This is a genomic window from Rathayibacter sp. CAU 1779, from assembly GCF_054551755.1.
Window position 1 is genome coordinate 234,344 of the sequence record NZ_JBTOLK010000001.1, and the last position, 15,508, is coordinate 249,851.

Consider the following 15,508-nt stretch of genomic DNA (forward strand, 5'->3'; position numbering starts at 1 on the left):
GTCCTGCTGTCAGGTCCTGCTGTCAGGTCGTACTGAAAACCGGAGGTGGCACCGAAAACCGGAGGAATCCTGCGGTTTTCGGCGCGAGAGCGCGATCACTCCGGCTTTCGTACGCGCCGACGCGGCGGATCGGATCACGCCGCGCTGCCGCCTCGCGCGGCTGCTCTCCGCGTCACGCCCGCAGCGACGCCGATCACGATCAGCGCGAACACCGTGAGCCCCGCGCAGACCAGGAACATGGCGCGGTAACCGCCGATCACGACGGTGAGGGCGATGATCCCGCCGGAGATGATGGCGCCGATGCGGCGGATGTTCGTGAACAGACCCGACGCGAGCCCCGGCCGCGGAATGATCTCCAGGAAGAACGTCAGGCCCACTCCGGCGACGATCGCGAAGAACACGGCGTTCAGCAGCTGCGCGACCAGGAGAAGCACGGGACCGTTCACGACGGCCATGAGCACGTAGAACACGGCGCCGACGACGCATCCGGTCGCGATCAGCGTGAGGCTGGAGAAGCGTCGCGACAGACGTCCGATGACCATCAGGGCGGGGATCTCCGCTGCCGCGGCAACACCGAGAGCGATGCCGGCCCAGAAGACCGGCAACTGCAGCGTGTTCGCGACGAACAACGCCATCACGGTCGTCACCACATAGTTGGTGGCCTGCAGCGCGATGAAGGCCACCACGACAGCACCGACGGCGACGAGCGGATACGCGACCCCCTTCTCCGACGCCTCACCGGCCGCGCGGGCGGCATGCTCGGGCGACCGCTGGCGGATCCGCAGCGCCATCGTCGTCGCGAGGCCGACGAGCGACACAGCCGCGATCGCGACCAGCACGGATCGGTCACCGAACCACCCCACCAGAAGCGTCGCGATCGGCGGCCCTGCCACCCACGCGAACGACACAACGGCTCGGGTGTTGATGACCGTGCGCGGCGACGCGCCACTCGCTCGCAGCTGGGCGAACAGCAGCGAGGATCCGACGCTCGCCGGGCCACCCAACAGCACGAGAGCGACCATCGCGACCGGCAGCAGGCTGGAGAACCCGAGCACCGCGGTCATCGGCAGGGTGGCGATCCCGCACCAGATGATCGCGGTGAGGTAGCTGCCCGTTCGGTCGGCGATCATCGGGATCACCAGGGAGCAGATGAATCCGCTCGCGTTGTACAGCGCGAGGGCCAGGCCGATTTGCGCATCCGTCGCCCCGAAGGGGCCGGCCAGCACGAGCGCCAGCGCCGGGTTGAAGAACGCGAACTGAAGACCCCAGGTCAGCGCTGCTGTCGGAACCAGCAGCATGCCCGATCGGCGACGGGGCTGCTGAGCGAACGGCTGGCTGTCGTCGGTCACGTCGGTCACCCGCTCCATTCTGAAGCACGAGCGAACCTCGGAACGCCGCGTGTCGAGCTGCGGCACCTCGTCACGACACGCCGGGCCCGGCCCCGGATGCCCGGAGTGTCGACGCGAAGTGCCGCTCGAGCACACGCTCGTGGTCGCGGCTGGATGAGATCCGCGGGCGGCGCGTGTACGCCAATCGCTCAACCTCGTGGCGGACTCTGGCGACCGTGCGGGGATCCGATGGACGCCGCGAGGTCCTCGACTGGCGGGGCGCGCCCGCTCAGACGGCAGAAAAGGCTCCAAACGGGACACGTTTGGAGCCATTTCTGCAGTTCGAACTCGGGCGGATGCCGAGCGTGTGAAGCGGCTCGTGGGTCAGCCGACCACCTTCCCGCGCCAGGTGCCGATCGCTTCGACGTCACCTGCGGCATCCGTCGCGGTCACGGTCACGGTGTGCGATCCCTTGCCGAGCCTGAGCGGATGGGCCACCCTCACCGGCGCGCGGCCGTCGATCACCGCGGTCAGCACGGCAGCCGTGTCGCCCGTCGTCGAGACCGTCAGCGTGACCGAGCCGCCCTTGTAGAAGCCGGCGCCGTTGACCCGCGCTCCCTGCGTCGCGAAGTGCACGGTCGTCACCGGCGTTCCGGCCGCGGGGTAGTCGACGATGTACGCCGTCGATCCCGTCGGCGAGGTCGCCGAGACCGTGTCACCCGTGCTGTTGACGCCGTGTGTGATGCCGCCGCCTCCGCTGAGGAACTGCGTCACGACGTGGTGGAATGCCACGTTCGGGTTCACCGGCGCCTGGATGGCCGACTCTGCGAACACGTTCTGGTCGACGCCGCCCGCTTCGCGCGTCGGGTCGAAGAACGAGTAGATGCCGAGCCCGTAGGCGTGGTGGCTGGTGACCGTGTCGGAGACCTGGTACGAGGCGTATCCGTCGCGGGTGCCGTCCATCCAGTCGGCCTGGGTCGGCGGGTCGTATGGCAGTTCGCTCTGGTAGAAGATCGTCGTGCCGCCGTTGCCGTTCCACACGGTCTGCGCCTGCTGGTAGTGCTCGACGAAGAGGCCGTTGGCTTCCACGTCGTCACCGTTGACCACGAGGCCGTGCTTCCCGGTGTTCTGCGTCCAGCCCACGTCGCTGCCGTGGTCGGCGCGCCACGACCAGATGTCGTCGAGCAGCACGTTGCTGCTGTTCACGACGATCGCGGTGTTCACGCTCCCCTGCTGGGATCCGCCGATGCGCACGAACACGTCGCACAGCGTGGTCGGATCCCTCGGGTCGCTGACCCGGGCACCGGTCGGCCCGACCTGCAGCAGAACGTCGCTCGTCACGGCGCCCGCGTCGATGGTGAGGCCGGAGATCTTGACACCCTTGGTGTCGCCGACCTCGATCGCCGCGTTGCCCCGCGTGGGCGTGAGCGTGGCCTCGCCCTGGCCGAGGATCACGGTGTCCGCCCGCTTCACGCGCAGCGCGTGATCGAGCTTGTATACGCCTGGCGTGACGATGAGGTTCTTCCCGGATGCCAGTTGCGCGTTGATCTTCGACGCCGAGTCTCCGGGATGCGCGATGTAGAACGCGCTCATCGGCAGGGACGTGCCGGCGGCGGCATCCGTCGACCAATTCGCACCTGACGCGTTCCGCTTCGCGTTCGGCACGAACACCCTGTACCGACCGCCGTCGACGTAGAGGAACGGCGCCTCGCGGCTCACCGGCGTCGAGCTCAGCGTCGTGTACGGCGGGCTGGGATACGTGTCATCGGCCGGCGCACCCGTGACGCCGGAGAACACCTGGTTCCAGACGCCGTTCGACCACGATCCCACGGAACTGTTCTCCGTGTACCACTGCTGCTGGGATCCGTTGGTCACCAGGCCGTCGACGTTCGAGTCGGCGAGGAATCCGCCGCTCGCGTACGCGCCGAACCGTCCCATCAGCGTGAGGTTGCCGGCGATGTCCACGCGGCGCAGCGGCGCGGCCTGCGACACGGACCAGCGCATCGTGTTCGGGTCGGTGATGCCCTCCGGGAACTGGCGGGTGGCATCCTCGCCGAGCGGCTCCTGGATCGGGTTGATCTTCACATTGCTCAGGGACCGCCAGAAGTTGTCCAGGGATCCGGGGCTCTGCCCCTCCCACGGGGCGGACGGATTCGACTGCACCGGCTCGACGTGCAGCGCGCCGTTGATGGTCACGTCGTCGGGCGATCCGCCGAGGCCCGCCACGGATTCGTAGAAGCCGACGTTCGCGTTCACGATGTCGGTCGCCGCGTCCGGACCGGAGTTCGTCGTGTTGGTGCCGCACCCATAGGTGCCAGGCAGGAAGTACACCTGGTACCGATTCGATGAGAACTCCTCCTCATTCGAGACGGCGGCGAGCTTGGCGTTGATCTGATCCGTCGTCATGCTCGGGTCGAGGATGACGACGTTCGGACCGAAGGCGGGTGCGGTCGGGGCGACGTACGAGGCGTCGGGCTGGCATCCTGCCGTCGAACCGTCGGCCGGTGCCGCAGCGGATGCCGGCGCAGCGGACAACAGGCCGATACCGGTCAGCGCGAGGGCGGAGGACGCGAGGATGCTCACCCCCTTGAACGCGCGACGCGATGGCATGGTACGACTCATGCTGGTTCTCCTTTGAACGTTCACCGACGTCAGCAGATGCTGTTACTGACTAGTCAGTAACAGTGCCACCGACTCGGGGTGCGCGCTACCCTCGGGCACCACCCGACGGATCCCCCGAAGCCGTCGGCCCCGGGGGATCTCTTGCCTGGAAAGCCCCGGTTCAGCCCTCCCGCCGAGCGCCGAAGAACTCACGGATGTCGTCGGCCAGAAGCGCAGGCCGCTCCAGCGCCGCGAAGTGGCCGCCTTCGTCCACGCGGCTCCAGTGCACGATGTTGTCATTGTCGCGCTCCGCGAACACTCGGATGGTCTGGAAATCGTCCTTGAAGACGACGACGCCGGTGGGAGCGTGGTTGATCTGCGGTTCGGCCTGCGCCTGCGCGTTGTCGAAGTAGCTGCGGCTCATGCCGCTTGCGGCATTGGCGAACCAGTTCACACTGACCTCGAGCAGGATCTTCTCCAACGGCACGAGCGAGGTGCCGTTGCCGAAACTGTTGAACAGCTCGCTGTACGCGAGGAGACCGACCGGCGAGTCGCTGAGTCCCGCCGCGACGGTCTGCGGACGTGAGGCGTTCATCGTGTTGTATCCGCCGACGGACTGGAACCACTGCATGTGCTCGAGGCCGGCGTAGTCGGCGGGTTCGAGCCGCTCGAATTCCGACGGGTCACCGGAGGGGAACGAGAACAGCTGCAGCACGTGGAGGCCGATGAATCCGTCGGGGTTCAGGAGTCCTAGCTCCCTGGCGACCATCGCGCCGTTGTCGGATCCGTGGATGCCGTAGCTGTCGTAGCCGAGACCGCGCATGAGCGAGTCGTATGCGCTCGCGACCCTGGCCGTCGTCCAGCCGCCGTCGACGACCGGCTGCGAGAAGCCGTAGCCGGGCGCGTCGGGGATGACGACGTCGAAGGCGTCCTCGGCCCGGCCGCCGTGCGCCACCGGATCGACCAGCAGCTCGATCAGGTCCAGATAGTCGACCGACGATCCGGGGTAGGTGTGAGCGAGCAGCAGCGGCGTCGCTCCCGCGTGAGCGGAGCGGACGTGGATGAAGTGGATGTCCTGGCCGTCGACGTTCGCGACGAAGTGCGGGAAGGCGTTGATCCGCGCCTCAGCGTCACGCCAGTCGAACTCGCGCCAGGCCTCGATCGCCTCGCGGAGATAGGAGTTCGGAGTTCCGGTCGTCCAATCGTCGCTCGGGGCCGGCTGCGGGAGGCGGGTGCGCGCAAGGCGTTCGCGGAGATCGGCGATCTCTGTGTCGCTGACGGAGACGGTGAAGGGGTGGATCGCGAGACCGGTTGTCGTGTTCATGTGTTCCACGTTACGGAGCAATTAGGCTTGTTTCATTCCTAATAATCAATCACCTCAGGAAGTCGCATGTCCAGTCCTTCTGCCCGGCTGCTCGCCCTTCTCTCCCTTCTCCAGACCGGCTCCGCACGCACGGGTTCGGAGCTGGCCGAACGGCTGGGCGTGAGCGGACGCACGGTGCGATCCGACATCGAACGGCTTCGCGACCTCGGATACCCGGTGGATGCGACCCGTGGCGCGGTCGGCGGTTACCGGCTCGGTGCAGGGGGCCGGTTGCCTCCGCTTCTGCTGGACGATGAGGAGGCGGTCGCGGTGACCGTCGGTCTGCAGGTCGCGGCCGGAGTCACCGGCATCGCGGAAGCCGGCGCCCGCGCCAGAGCCAAGATCGAACAGGTGCTGCCCGCGCGGCTTCGGCCCATGGTCGACGCTCTCGGCTCGACCATCGATCGGGGCCAGGAGAACATCGGAACGGATGCCCCCGATCCCGAGGTCGACGCGGCCGTGCTCGGGGCCGTGGCTGCGGCGATCCGCGATGTCGAATGGCTGCGATTCGACTACCAGGATGATGCTCGGCTCGTCGAGCCGTACCGTCTGCTCAGCTGGCAGCGACGCTGGCATCTCGTGGCGCGAGATCCTGCGCTCGGCACGTGGGCCACCTACCGCGTCGACTGGATGTCTCTGCGGATGCCGACCCGCCGCCGGTTCGAACCGCAGCCCCTTCCCGGCGGGGACTACACCGCGTTCGCCATGCGGACGATCGCGGCCAGCGGATGGGCGGTGCACGCACGTCTGCGGATCGCGGCTCCTGCGCAGTCCGTGCTGGATCGCATCAATCCGACGGTCGGCGTCGTCGAGCCGATCGACGACGAGACCTGCGTGCTCGTGACGGGCGCGGACAGTCTGGACACGGTCGCCGCCTACATCGGGATGCTGATGATGGATTTCACGGTGGAGTCCCCGGCAGAGCTCGTGCCACGGCTCCGGTTGCTCTCCGAGCGCTACGCCCGCGCAGTCGAGGGATCCGCCGTCGAGGAGCCCGTCTGAAGCCGGATGGACGGACGAGCCTCGGTGCCCGGTCAGCCGAGCGGCGGCGGCGTGTCCGCCTCGACGACGGTCAGTCGAACCAGTCGTCCTCGACGCTCGACGACCACTCGCGGAAGGCCGTCACCGTCTCGATGCGGCGCGGGATGTTGTGGGCCACCGCATCCAGCAGGGTCGGGTAGTCGCCAGACGCCGCCGGCGACTCGAGGAGGATCGAGAGCCGCCCCGGCGAATCGAATTCGATGTCCGTCGCGAGACGTGCGAGCTCCTCCGCGCCGCTGGTCTGCGGATGCTCCGCCGGCGTTCTCGAGACCTCCTGCATGCGCCGGAACAGCGCCTCGCGATCGTCCGGTCCCAGCTTTCCGAACGCAGCCGCGTGCGCTTCGAGGATCTGTTCGCGCGAGCCCGTGGTCAGCAGGTATCCGTAGAGGTCGGTCCTGCGGTCGTTCGTCGAGTGCATCGGTACGTCCTTCGCCTGTCATGTCGGGCGCATTCCGCGCCCGCATGACCAGTCTTCGCGCTCGACAACGCGTCAGAGTGCCTCTCGGGCCGGACCAGTGGAAGGTCAAGGGACCGTCACCGGGGAATCCCTGGTCCCCGGTGACGGTCCGGTGGGGGTGAGCCCGATCCCTTCAGACGATCATGCGCGGCGCCTGCGCGCGAGACGTCGAGCGCCGAGCGCTCCGACGCCCAGGAGCAGCAGCGCTGCGCTGCCGAGCAGCATGGGCAGCGGATCGGATCCCGTCGACGCGAGAGATCCCGATCCGGCCGCCGTTCCTGCATCGCCGCCCGCAGCCTCGACCGTCAGCGGCGCCGAAGCGAGCACGGTGTCCGGATCCGCGGCATCCGCGACCGTGATCGTGTGCGCCCCAGCCGTGGTGTCGGCCGGGATGGTGCCGGTGAGGGTGAGGGATCCGTCGGATCCCGCTGACCCGCTCGCGAGCTCCACAGGCGTGGAGTGCAGCGTCACGGTGTACGTCGTCCCGGCGGTGAGACCGCCGGCGGTGACCGTGATCGGGTCGCCCGGCTTCACTGAAGACGAACCGAGCTTCAGCACGACGCCGCTGCCGGAGCCACCGGGTGCGGTGCTCAGGTCGACGGAAAGCGTGCCGGCCCAGAGCGAGTGGCCGAAGCGGTTGCCGTCATCCGTCCACAGCACCTGGCGCTGCCCGTCGACCGCGGTGGAGGCCGGCGCGACGGCAAAGCCCTCGAGGTTGTAGTTCGGCAGGCCGGCCGGACGGGCGTAGGTGTGCTCGACCTGGAAGTGGCCGTCGCCGCCGATGCCCAGGAACGTGGTCGCGTTGCCGCACGTGTTGTCGCAGTGCGCCCAGATTCCGCCGAGGTCGGCGTCGAACGAGTCGTCCATCACGCCGGCGAGGCCGCTGTCGATGTCGGCGACGCGCGTGTAGGTGTGGTCGGTGTTCAGCACGTACGCCCGCAGGTGACCGGTCTTCTCGATGGCGCCGAAGAAGAGGCCGGAGGCTGCCTTGTTCGGGTAGTCGGCCGGGTTGTAGAGCGTGCCGGCGTCCGTGCGGAAGCCGTTCGCGGTGAGGTAGCCGTCCGGGACGAACGCGACGCCCTCGAAGCCGAGGTTGGAGTCGGCTGCATCGGTAGGAGCGAAGCCCAGGTCATCGGTCAGCACCCACTGGTCCGTCGCCGAGATCGTGGTGGCAGAGGTGGTGGGGTCGAAGCGCAGGATCGAGTCCAGCGGAACGTTCGACGCGTCGTTGTCGCGCTCGGTGGTGATGTACAGCGCACCGTCGGGACCCACCGTGAGGCCCTCCGAGTCGGGTGCACCGGATCCGTTCGGGAAGCGGATGTCTTTGCCATCCGCCCAGCCGTTCGCGGTGTCCTTCACCCAGGTGCCGTCCTCGTTCAGCAGACGCCACACGTGGCTCTTGTTCTTCACCGCGTACAGCACATTCGCATGGGACGGATCGAAGGCGAGGCCGCTGAGGTCCTGGCCGGATTCGCTGGTCACCCACGCGCATTGGGCGTCGATCGTGGCAGGGGTGGCGCTGCCCGGCCAGGTCGTGGCATCCGCGGGGACGGTGCCAGGCGCGTCGCCCGAGTCCTCGGTCTGGCACGGCGCTTCGGGAGTGCTGCCGGAGGTCAGCGGCGGCACGCCCGTGGCGCACGCGGCAGCATTCGATGTCCCGAAGCTCGCCGCGGTCACCTCGAGGTAGGTGCTTCCGCCGTCGGGGCAGCGTGCGAGCGATTTGTACGTGTGATCCGCGTTGACCGTCTCGTCGACGCCGGCCTGACCGGCCGTCCACTCCACCGAGTCGACGAGCGTGCCATCCGGCGTGTAGATCTTCACGGCGTCGCCGCCGCTGGAGAGGCCCTTGGTGGACTGGAACACGCCGTAGCCGCCGGCGGGGATGGTCGTCGAGAGCACGCCGTTCACGTACAGGCTGCCGGAGAAGTCCGTCGCGGCGGTGGCGGCGCCGCTGTCGATCTGCTTCCAGCCGGCGACGCTGACGTCGTGAGTGCCCTTGTTGTACAGTTCGACGCCGTCGGAGAGGGTGGGCAGCGGTGCGAAGCCGATGCTGTCGTTGTCGGACGTCACCTCGTTGATGACGATGTCGGCCCAGTTCGGATCCGTCGCCGGCGGCGCGCCACCGTCGCCGCCACCGCTGATCGGGTTGCGCACCGCCGACGCGTCGCCGATGCCGAGGCTCGACGTGCCGGGAGAGCCGACGGATCCTGTGGCGCTCGTCCAGCTCTCCTGCTCGTCGCCGACCGTGGAGAACGTCCACCCGGTGGTGTCCGACTTCGCGCCGACGTGATCCGCGTCGACCCATGCGGACTGCCCCTTGCCGCCCGACAGGAAGCCGGACGCATACGACACCGAGTCGACGGTGCTGCCATCCGCATCGAAGAGGTACATCGTCTTCGGACCATTGTTCAGGGTGGTGCTGCCGTCGTTGACCACCTTGACGGAGTCCTTGAGCCCCCAGTCGGCGCGGAACTCGGCGGGCGTGACATCCGTGATGATCGCCGACTCCCCGGCAGCGAGCGTGCCGAAGCCGGACAGCGAGACCGTGCCGGGCGCTGCCGTGGTGCCGTACGACCATCCGCTCACATCGACAGCGGATGCGCCGACGTTCGTGACCTCGACGTACTCGCCATCACCCCCGACGCTCGAACCGCCGATCAGCCCGCCGTAGGCGAACTCGGTGATCGCGACGCTCGAGGCGGCCGGACTCGCGGATGCCGTGGCCGGCACGGCCACGAGACCGGCGACGGCGAGAACCAGGGCGGACGCGGTGACGACCGCGGGACGGAGAGCAGCAAGACGCACGCGCTACACCATGGAGTTGCCGGTGAAACGAAAGGTGAACGGCTGCTTTCCGCGAACCGAACTCTGCAGCGGATCCGACGACTACGCCGGTGCCTGAGCCACGAGCTTCTTGACCATGTACTCCTGCACGGCCTCTGGTCCACCTTCCGACCCGAATCCCGATTTCTTTCGGCCGCCGAAGAATGTGTCCCGTGCTCCGACGCCGAAGCGATTGATCGTGACCATCCCGACATCAAGACGGCGGGGCAGCCTCAGCACACGATCTGCGGATGCCGTGAACAGGTAGGCCGCGAGTCCGAACTCGACATCGTTCGCACGTTCCACGACCTCGTCCTCGTCGTCGAACGGCGCCGTCACGGCGATCGGACCGAAGGGTTCGACCTGCATGAGGTCGGCGTCGTCGGGGACCGCCACCAGGAGCGTCGGCCGCCAGTAGTATCCGATGCTGTCGTCGCCGGATCCGCCCGCCGCCAGCGTCGCACCCTTCGCAACCGCATCGTCGATCAGCGGACGCATCGCATCGAAGCGCCTTCGGCTGGCGAGCGGGCCCATCTCGGTCGCCGGATCCATGCCGCTCCCCACTTGGACGGCGTCCAGTGCCGCGGCGTAGCGCCGCACGAACTCGTCGTGGATCGACCGCTGCACGAAGAATCGGATGGGCGAACCGCAGGACTGTCCGGTGTTGTGCAGTTTGCTTCCCACCGCCCCCGCGATCAGCTGATCCAGGTCCGCGTCCTCGAAGACGATGACCGGAGCGTGGCCTCCGAGCTCGAGCATGATCGGTTTCACCTCTTCCGCCGCCGCCTTTGCGAGCTGACGGCCGACCGCGACGGATCCCGTGAACGAGACCTTGCGGATGAGGGGCGACGCGATCAACGTCGAGGAGATGGCGACCGGATCGCCGAAGACCATGTTGAGCACACCGGCGGGCAGACCTGCCTCGTCCAGTGCACGGGCCAGTGCGACGGCGCTGGCCGGTGTCTCCTCGGCCGGTTTGATCACGACGGTGCAGCCGGCGGCGAGCGCGGCCGCCACTTTGCGACCGGGCACGGTCAGCGGATAGTTCCAGGTCGTGAAGGCAGCAACGGGCCCCACCGGCTCCTCGATGACCACGGTGCTGCCGTCGTCGAGTGCCGTCGGGAGCACGTTGCCGTACCGGCGTGGTGCCTCGGTCGCGAGGGAGTCGATGATGTCGGCCGTGTAGTCGACCTCGTCGAGGGAGTCCCGGAGCGGCTTGCCCATTTCGAGCGTCATCGCGTTCGCTATCTCGTCCCTGCGCCTGCGGAGGTTCTCGGCGGCCGCGATCAGGATCCGAGCCCGTTCGTGCGGTGAGGTGCGGCTCCACGACGGGAAGGACCGGGCTGCCGCTTCGGCCGCCGCGCGGACATCCTCGTCGGTGGCGACGGCCACCCGACCGATCGTCTGCTTGGTCGCAGGATCCTCGACGGCGAGGTGCGAGCGACCTTCTCCGTCGATCCAGTGGCCATCGATGTAGAGGGGGGAATCGGGATACATGGTGTCGACTCGCCTTCTTGTTCAGAGTTTCACGCCGCCGGAGAGCAGGTCGATCTTCCAGAAGCGCTGCAACGACAGGAAGATGATCGCCAACGGCAGGATGGACAGCAGCACGCCCGCGATGACCAACGAGTACTGGTTCGGCTGGCCGCCTGTCGGCATGATCATGCCGTACATGCCCAACGTCAGCGGATACAGCTCGTTGTTCGAGAGCATGACGAACGGCAGTAGGAAGTTGTTCCACACCGCGATGAACTGGATCAGGAACACCGTGATCAGGGCGGGGAACATCAGGCGGAGTCCGACCGAGTGGAAGATCCGCCACTCGCTCGCCCCGTCGATGCGCGCCGCCTCCACGATCTCGTCGGGAACGGACGCCTCGGCGTAGATCTTGCAGAGGTAGATCGCGAACGGGCTCACCAGCTGCGGGAGCAGCACACTCCAGTACGTGTTGGTGAGGCCGACCTGCGCCAGCAGGAGATACTGGGGCACCGCGAGAAGCACCGGCGGCAGCAGCACAGCAGCCACGATGGTGCGGAAGACCGCCTTGCTCCCCCAGAACGTGTACTTGCCGAGGGCGTAGCCGGCGGCGCCTGCGATCAGCGTCGACACGATTCCGCCTCCCACGGCGTAGATCACGGTGTTCAACGCCCAGAGCAGCCAGATGCCGTTGTCGTAGGTGACGATCCCGACGAGGTTGTCCCAGAATGCGCCAGTGAACGACGGCAGCATGGGCGGCGTCGAGAACAACTCCCCGTTCGACTTCGTCGACGCGATCAGGATCCAGAGAACGGGCAGCACGCAGTACAACGAGCCGACGATGAGGATGATCGTCGGAACGAGCCCGGCCCGCCGCGCGGCTCCGCCACGAGGCGGCCGTCCGGCGCGGTGGTCTGCGCGCGTCAGCGTCGTGGATCCGCCCCGCGCATTGCTCACGGCCTGAGTCATCGCGCGCTCCTTCTGCTGATCCGGTTGCCGACGACGTTCACGAGCACCGTCGCGCCGACCGTCATCACCAGCAAGGTGAAGGCGCTGGCCGCCCCGCCGTAGATGTTGTTGTTGACGAACGCATCGGAATACACCCGCATCAGCGGGACCCAGGTCGAACTGATCGCGTTCGTGAGCGGCTTGAGTGTCGTCGGCTCGTTGAAGAGCTGCAGCGCACCGATCACGCTGAACAACGCGACCATCGAGATCGCGGGAGCGATCATCGGCAGCTTGATGCGCAGAGCGATCTGCAGCTCGCTGGCACCGTCGATCTGCGCAGCATCGAAGATCTCAGCGGGGATGGACCTCAACGCCGTGAACAACACGACCATGTTGAAGCCGATCACGCCCCACGTGGCGACGTTGGCCACGGCGAAGAAGATGCCGGTGCTTCCGAAGTAGTCGATGAACTGGCCGCCGATCGGGCTGGTGGCAGGAAGGTAGAGGAACCCCCAGAGCAGCGACGCGATGACGCCAGGGACCGCGTACGGCAGGAAGATCGCGAGCCGCCAGATTCCGGTCAGTCTCGCGCGGTTCGCGTCGAGACACAGGGCGAAGAGGCTGGCGAAGAAGAGGGTCGCCGGCACGCCGATGATCGCGATGATCAACATCCTGCCGAGACTCGACCAGAACTCCGGATCAGCCAGTGTCTCGACATAGTTCTCCACACCCGCGAACACTTGCGCAGTGGACGTGCCGAGCAGGCCGCCCGTCACCTGTACCTTCAGCAGGCTGAGCACGAACGCGTACACGGCAGGAGCGAAGGTGAACAGGAGCAGGAGGATCACGGCCGGGGCCACGAGCAGAACGGGCAGGGCGGGTCCTCGCCGTCTGCGCCGTGTTCGCCGCGATCCCGGCGGTGCCGTTGCGACATCGTCGCTGTGCAAGGTGGTCATCGATCATCCCTCAGGTGGCAGAACGAGCGGCGCGCGTCGTGCGCACCGGGATTCGGATGCCGGTGGGCGCGAATGGCCGCACCCACCGGCGACGGATGCGAAGCGGCGTCCTCATGCCCGGACCGCTTCGCATCCGAACCGACTCACTTGACCTTGTAACCGGTCTTCTTCATATCGCTCACAGTGTCGGCCTGCACCGTCTTCAGCGCGTCGAGGAAGGACGAGTGATTCTGCACGGCCTTGCCGAAGGCATCCGAATAGCTGTTGAACGTGATGTTCGCGTTCGGGCCCCAGATGTCGAAGCCGCGCACGTTGGAGGCCAGCTGCTTCATCAGCGTGTTGTAGTCGGCCTGGTTCTTCATGAACGGCGGGGGCGTCTTGAGCGCCGGCAGCGACTGGTACTTCTCCGCGGCCGGGAACACCTGCACGTTCTTGATCAGCAGGTTGATGCCTTCTTCAGTGTTGTTCATCCAGTTCGCGAACTTCGCCGCCTCCGCCGGGTGCTTCGAGTTGGCCGTGACCGCCTCGACCTCCCCGCCCCAGGTACCGATGGTCTTGTCGCCGGCCGTCCACGCGGGGACAGGAGCCGCCTCCCATTCGCCTGCGGTGTCCGGCGCGATCGTTGGCAACTGGTTCGGCGCCCACTGGCCGGAGACCCATCCGAGGATGTTGCCCGTGTTCATGTCGGTGTTCCACTGGGTCGACCAGCTCGGCCCTGGGGCGATCACGCCCTGATCGAGGAGGTTCTGCCAATACGAGGCGACCTTCTGGGTTGCGGCGTCGTCGATGTTCACCGACCATGTGTCGCCGCTCGCGGACCACCAGTTCCCACCGGCCTGCTCAGCGAGTCCGGCGAACCACTCAGGGCTGGCCGCATCGAAGTTCATGAGGTACTGCTTCGGGTTCGCGGCGTGCACGATGGCGGCGTCCTTGGCGAACTCGTCCCACGTGGCCGGCGGCGTCGTGATTCCGTCCTTGGCCAGCAGATCTTTGCGGTAGAAGAACACGAGCGGACACACGTTCTGCGGCACGCCGTAGGTCTTGCCTTCGAACTGCACCTGCGACAGCGTGGACTTGCTGAAGTTCGACAGGTTGGACACGTACTTGTCGATCGGCACGACGACCTTGTTCGACACCATCATCGGCAGCGCCTGATACTCGACCTCGGTGAGATCGGGGTTGGTGCCCGCCTTGTTGTCGGTGATGAGCTTGTTGTACAGCGTGTAGCCGGTACCGGACGGCTTGATCAGCTTGACCTGGATCTTCGGATTCTCCTTGTTCCAGGTGTCCACAAGGGTCTGCATGCCGTTGTCCCAGTTGGTGAACGTCAGATGCACGACACCGCCGGAGGATGCAGTGCCGGAGCCGTTGCTCGAGCTGCAGCCTGCGAGGACCGAGACGGCGGCGGTGGCGACCGCCACCGCGAGCAGCAGGGCCCGCTTTCTCCGAGTCATGGTTATCTCCTTCGATAGTTGCTGGTGCGGATGTGACAGGTGCTGGTGCGGATGTGACGGTTGCCGGTGCAGACCGGAGACGCTCAGTCGAGCCAGTCGGCTGGGCCGGGCGCCAGGTCGTCGAGCTCCTTCCAGACGGACTCGGCGATCGGCAACGCGGCCAGCTCGATCAGTCCGTCCAGCTGTTGCGGCGTCAGCGCGCCGACGATGGTCGAGTGGATGGCAGGGTTGTGCATGCTGAACTGGAGCGCCGCAGCAGGCAGCGGGATCCCGTACCCGTCCAGGAGCTCACCCATGGCGTGTGCCGCGTCGAGGACCGGCCGCGACACCTTCTGATAGCCGTACAGGTCGAGCGCAACGGGGTGGGTCGAGAGAATCCCCCCGCCGAACGGCGCCGCGTTGAGCACGCCCAGACCCAGGGCGCTCGCATGCTTGATGAGCTCTGTCGCCGAGCGGTCCACCAGGGTGTACCTGCTGTGGGTGATGAGAGCATCGAAGATGCCGGTGTCGACGAATCGAGTGAGCATGTCGACGGGTGCGCCCGAGATGCCGATGTGGTCGACGATTCCCTCGTCGCGGAAGGCGACGAGCTGCTCGACGGGTCCCCCCTCGGACATCGCGAACTCGTACGTCGTGTTCTCCGGGTCGTGGAGGAAGAGCATCGGAAGCCGGTCGACCCCGAGACGTCCGAGGCTCTCCTCGAGGGAACGCCTCATCCGTTCTGCAGAGAAGTCGTTCGTGATCGGGTCGCGATCGAGCTTGGTCTGAAGAACGACGTCCTCGGGCAGCCTGCCGCCGAGTTCGGCGATGAGCTTGCCGATCCGTTGCTCGCTCTGTCCGTAGTTGTTCGAGGTGTCCAGATAGTTGAGGGGACCCTCGGCGAATCGCAGCCCGGTGGCGATGGAGTCGGACTCATCGGAGCGTCCATCGCTCCAGCCGGCGGTCCCCAGACACAGCCGAGACACCGTCATCCCGGTGCGGCCCAGCTCGACGCGCTCGGCCGCGAACGGCACCTCCGAAAGCTGATCGTCCATCGATCCTCCGTCTGTAAAACGATTAAC

11 protein-coding genes are annotated in these 15,508 nt (G+C 67.0%); 1 reads left to right on the forward strand and 10 read right to left on the reverse strand.

The window, feature by feature from the left end:
- Positions 1–134: 134 nt before the first annotated feature.
- The 3 genes from ACX9R5_RS01090 to ACX9R5_RS01100 all read right to left on the reverse strand — a co-directional run bounded on the left by ACX9R5_RS01090 (position 135) and on the right by ACX9R5_RS01100 (position 5,253).
- A complete protein-coding gene (locus ACX9R5_RS01090; RefSeq protein ID WP_459407163.1) occupies positions 135–1,358 on the reverse strand; it encodes an MFS transporter in 1,224 nt (407 codons plus the stop codon).
- 354 nt (positions 1,359–1,712) lie between these two features.
- Positions 1,713–3,950 (reverse strand): adenylyl cyclase, encoded by a 2,238-nt coding sequence (locus tag ACX9R5_RS01095; protein WP_459407164.1) that lies wholly within the window; start codon positions 3,948–3,950, stop codon positions 1,713–1,715.
- Between the two features lie 160 nt (positions 3,951–4,110).
- Positions 4,111–5,253 (reverse strand): epoxide hydrolase family protein, encoded by a 1,143-nt coding sequence (locus tag ACX9R5_RS01100; RefSeq protein ID WP_459407165.1) that lies wholly within the window; start codon positions 5,251–5,253, stop codon positions 4,111–4,113.
- A 66-nt stretch (positions 5,254–5,319) separates the two neighbouring features.
- Between ACX9R5_RS01100 and ACX9R5_RS01105 the strand changes: the two genes are divergently transcribed.
- Complete coding sequence (locus ACX9R5_RS01105) at positions 5,320–6,294, forward strand: helix-turn-helix transcriptional regulator (RefSeq protein WP_459407166.1); 975 nt, start codon at positions 5,320–5,322, stop codon at positions 6,292–6,294.
- Between the two features lie 70 nt (positions 6,295–6,364).
- On the opposite strand, the gene ACX9R5_RS01110 is transcribed toward ACX9R5_RS01105, so the two are convergent.
- From ACX9R5_RS01110 to ACX9R5_RS01140, 7 genes are all read right to left on the reverse strand, one after another.
- Positions 6,365–6,751: a hypothetical protein gene (locus ACX9R5_RS01110; protein ID WP_459407167.1), complete on the reverse strand. Its 387-nt coding sequence runs from the start codon at positions 6,749–6,751 to the stop codon at positions 6,365–6,367.
- A gap of 180 nt (positions 6,752–6,931) precedes the next feature.
- Complete coding sequence (locus ACX9R5_RS01115; protein ID WP_459407168.1) at positions 6,932–9,595, reverse strand: lamin tail domain-containing protein; 2,664 nt, start codon at positions 9,593–9,595, stop codon at positions 6,932–6,934.
- An 81-nt stretch (positions 9,596–9,676) separates the two neighbouring features.
- Positions 9,677–11,110 carry an NAD-dependent succinate-semialdehyde dehydrogenase gene (locus ACX9R5_RS01120; protein WP_459407169.1) on the reverse strand — a complete coding sequence of 478 codons (1,434 nt, stop codon included), beginning with the start codon at positions 11,108–11,110 and terminating at the stop codon, positions 9,677–9,679.
- 21 nt (positions 11,111–11,131) lie between these two features.
- Entirely contained in the window at positions 11,132–12,058 is a 927-nt protein-coding gene (locus ACX9R5_RS01125) for a carbohydrate ABC transporter permease (RefSeq protein ID WP_459407170.1), read from the reverse strand.
- Positions 12,055–12,993: a carbohydrate ABC transporter permease gene (locus tag ACX9R5_RS01130; RefSeq protein ID WP_459407171.1), complete on the reverse strand. Its 939-nt coding sequence runs from the start codon at positions 12,991–12,993 to the stop codon at positions 12,055–12,057. The genes ACX9R5_RS01125 and ACX9R5_RS01130 overlap by 4 nt, the downstream gene beginning before the upstream one ends.
- A gap of 143 nt (positions 12,994–13,136) precedes the next feature.
- The gene (locus tag ACX9R5_RS01135) at positions 13,137–14,447 is read right to left on the reverse strand and encodes an ABC transporter substrate-binding protein (protein ID WP_459407172.1); all 1,311 of its coding nucleotides are present in this window, start codon (positions 14,445–14,447) and stop codon (positions 13,137–13,139) included.
- Positions 14,448–14,530: 83 nt separating this feature from the next.
- The gene (locus ACX9R5_RS01140) at positions 14,531–15,481 is read right to left on the reverse strand and encodes an aldo/keto reductase (protein ID WP_459407173.1); all 951 of its coding nucleotides are present in this window, start codon (positions 15,479–15,481) and stop codon (positions 14,531–14,533) included.
- Between the last annotated feature and the right edge of the window lie 27 nt (positions 15,482–15,508).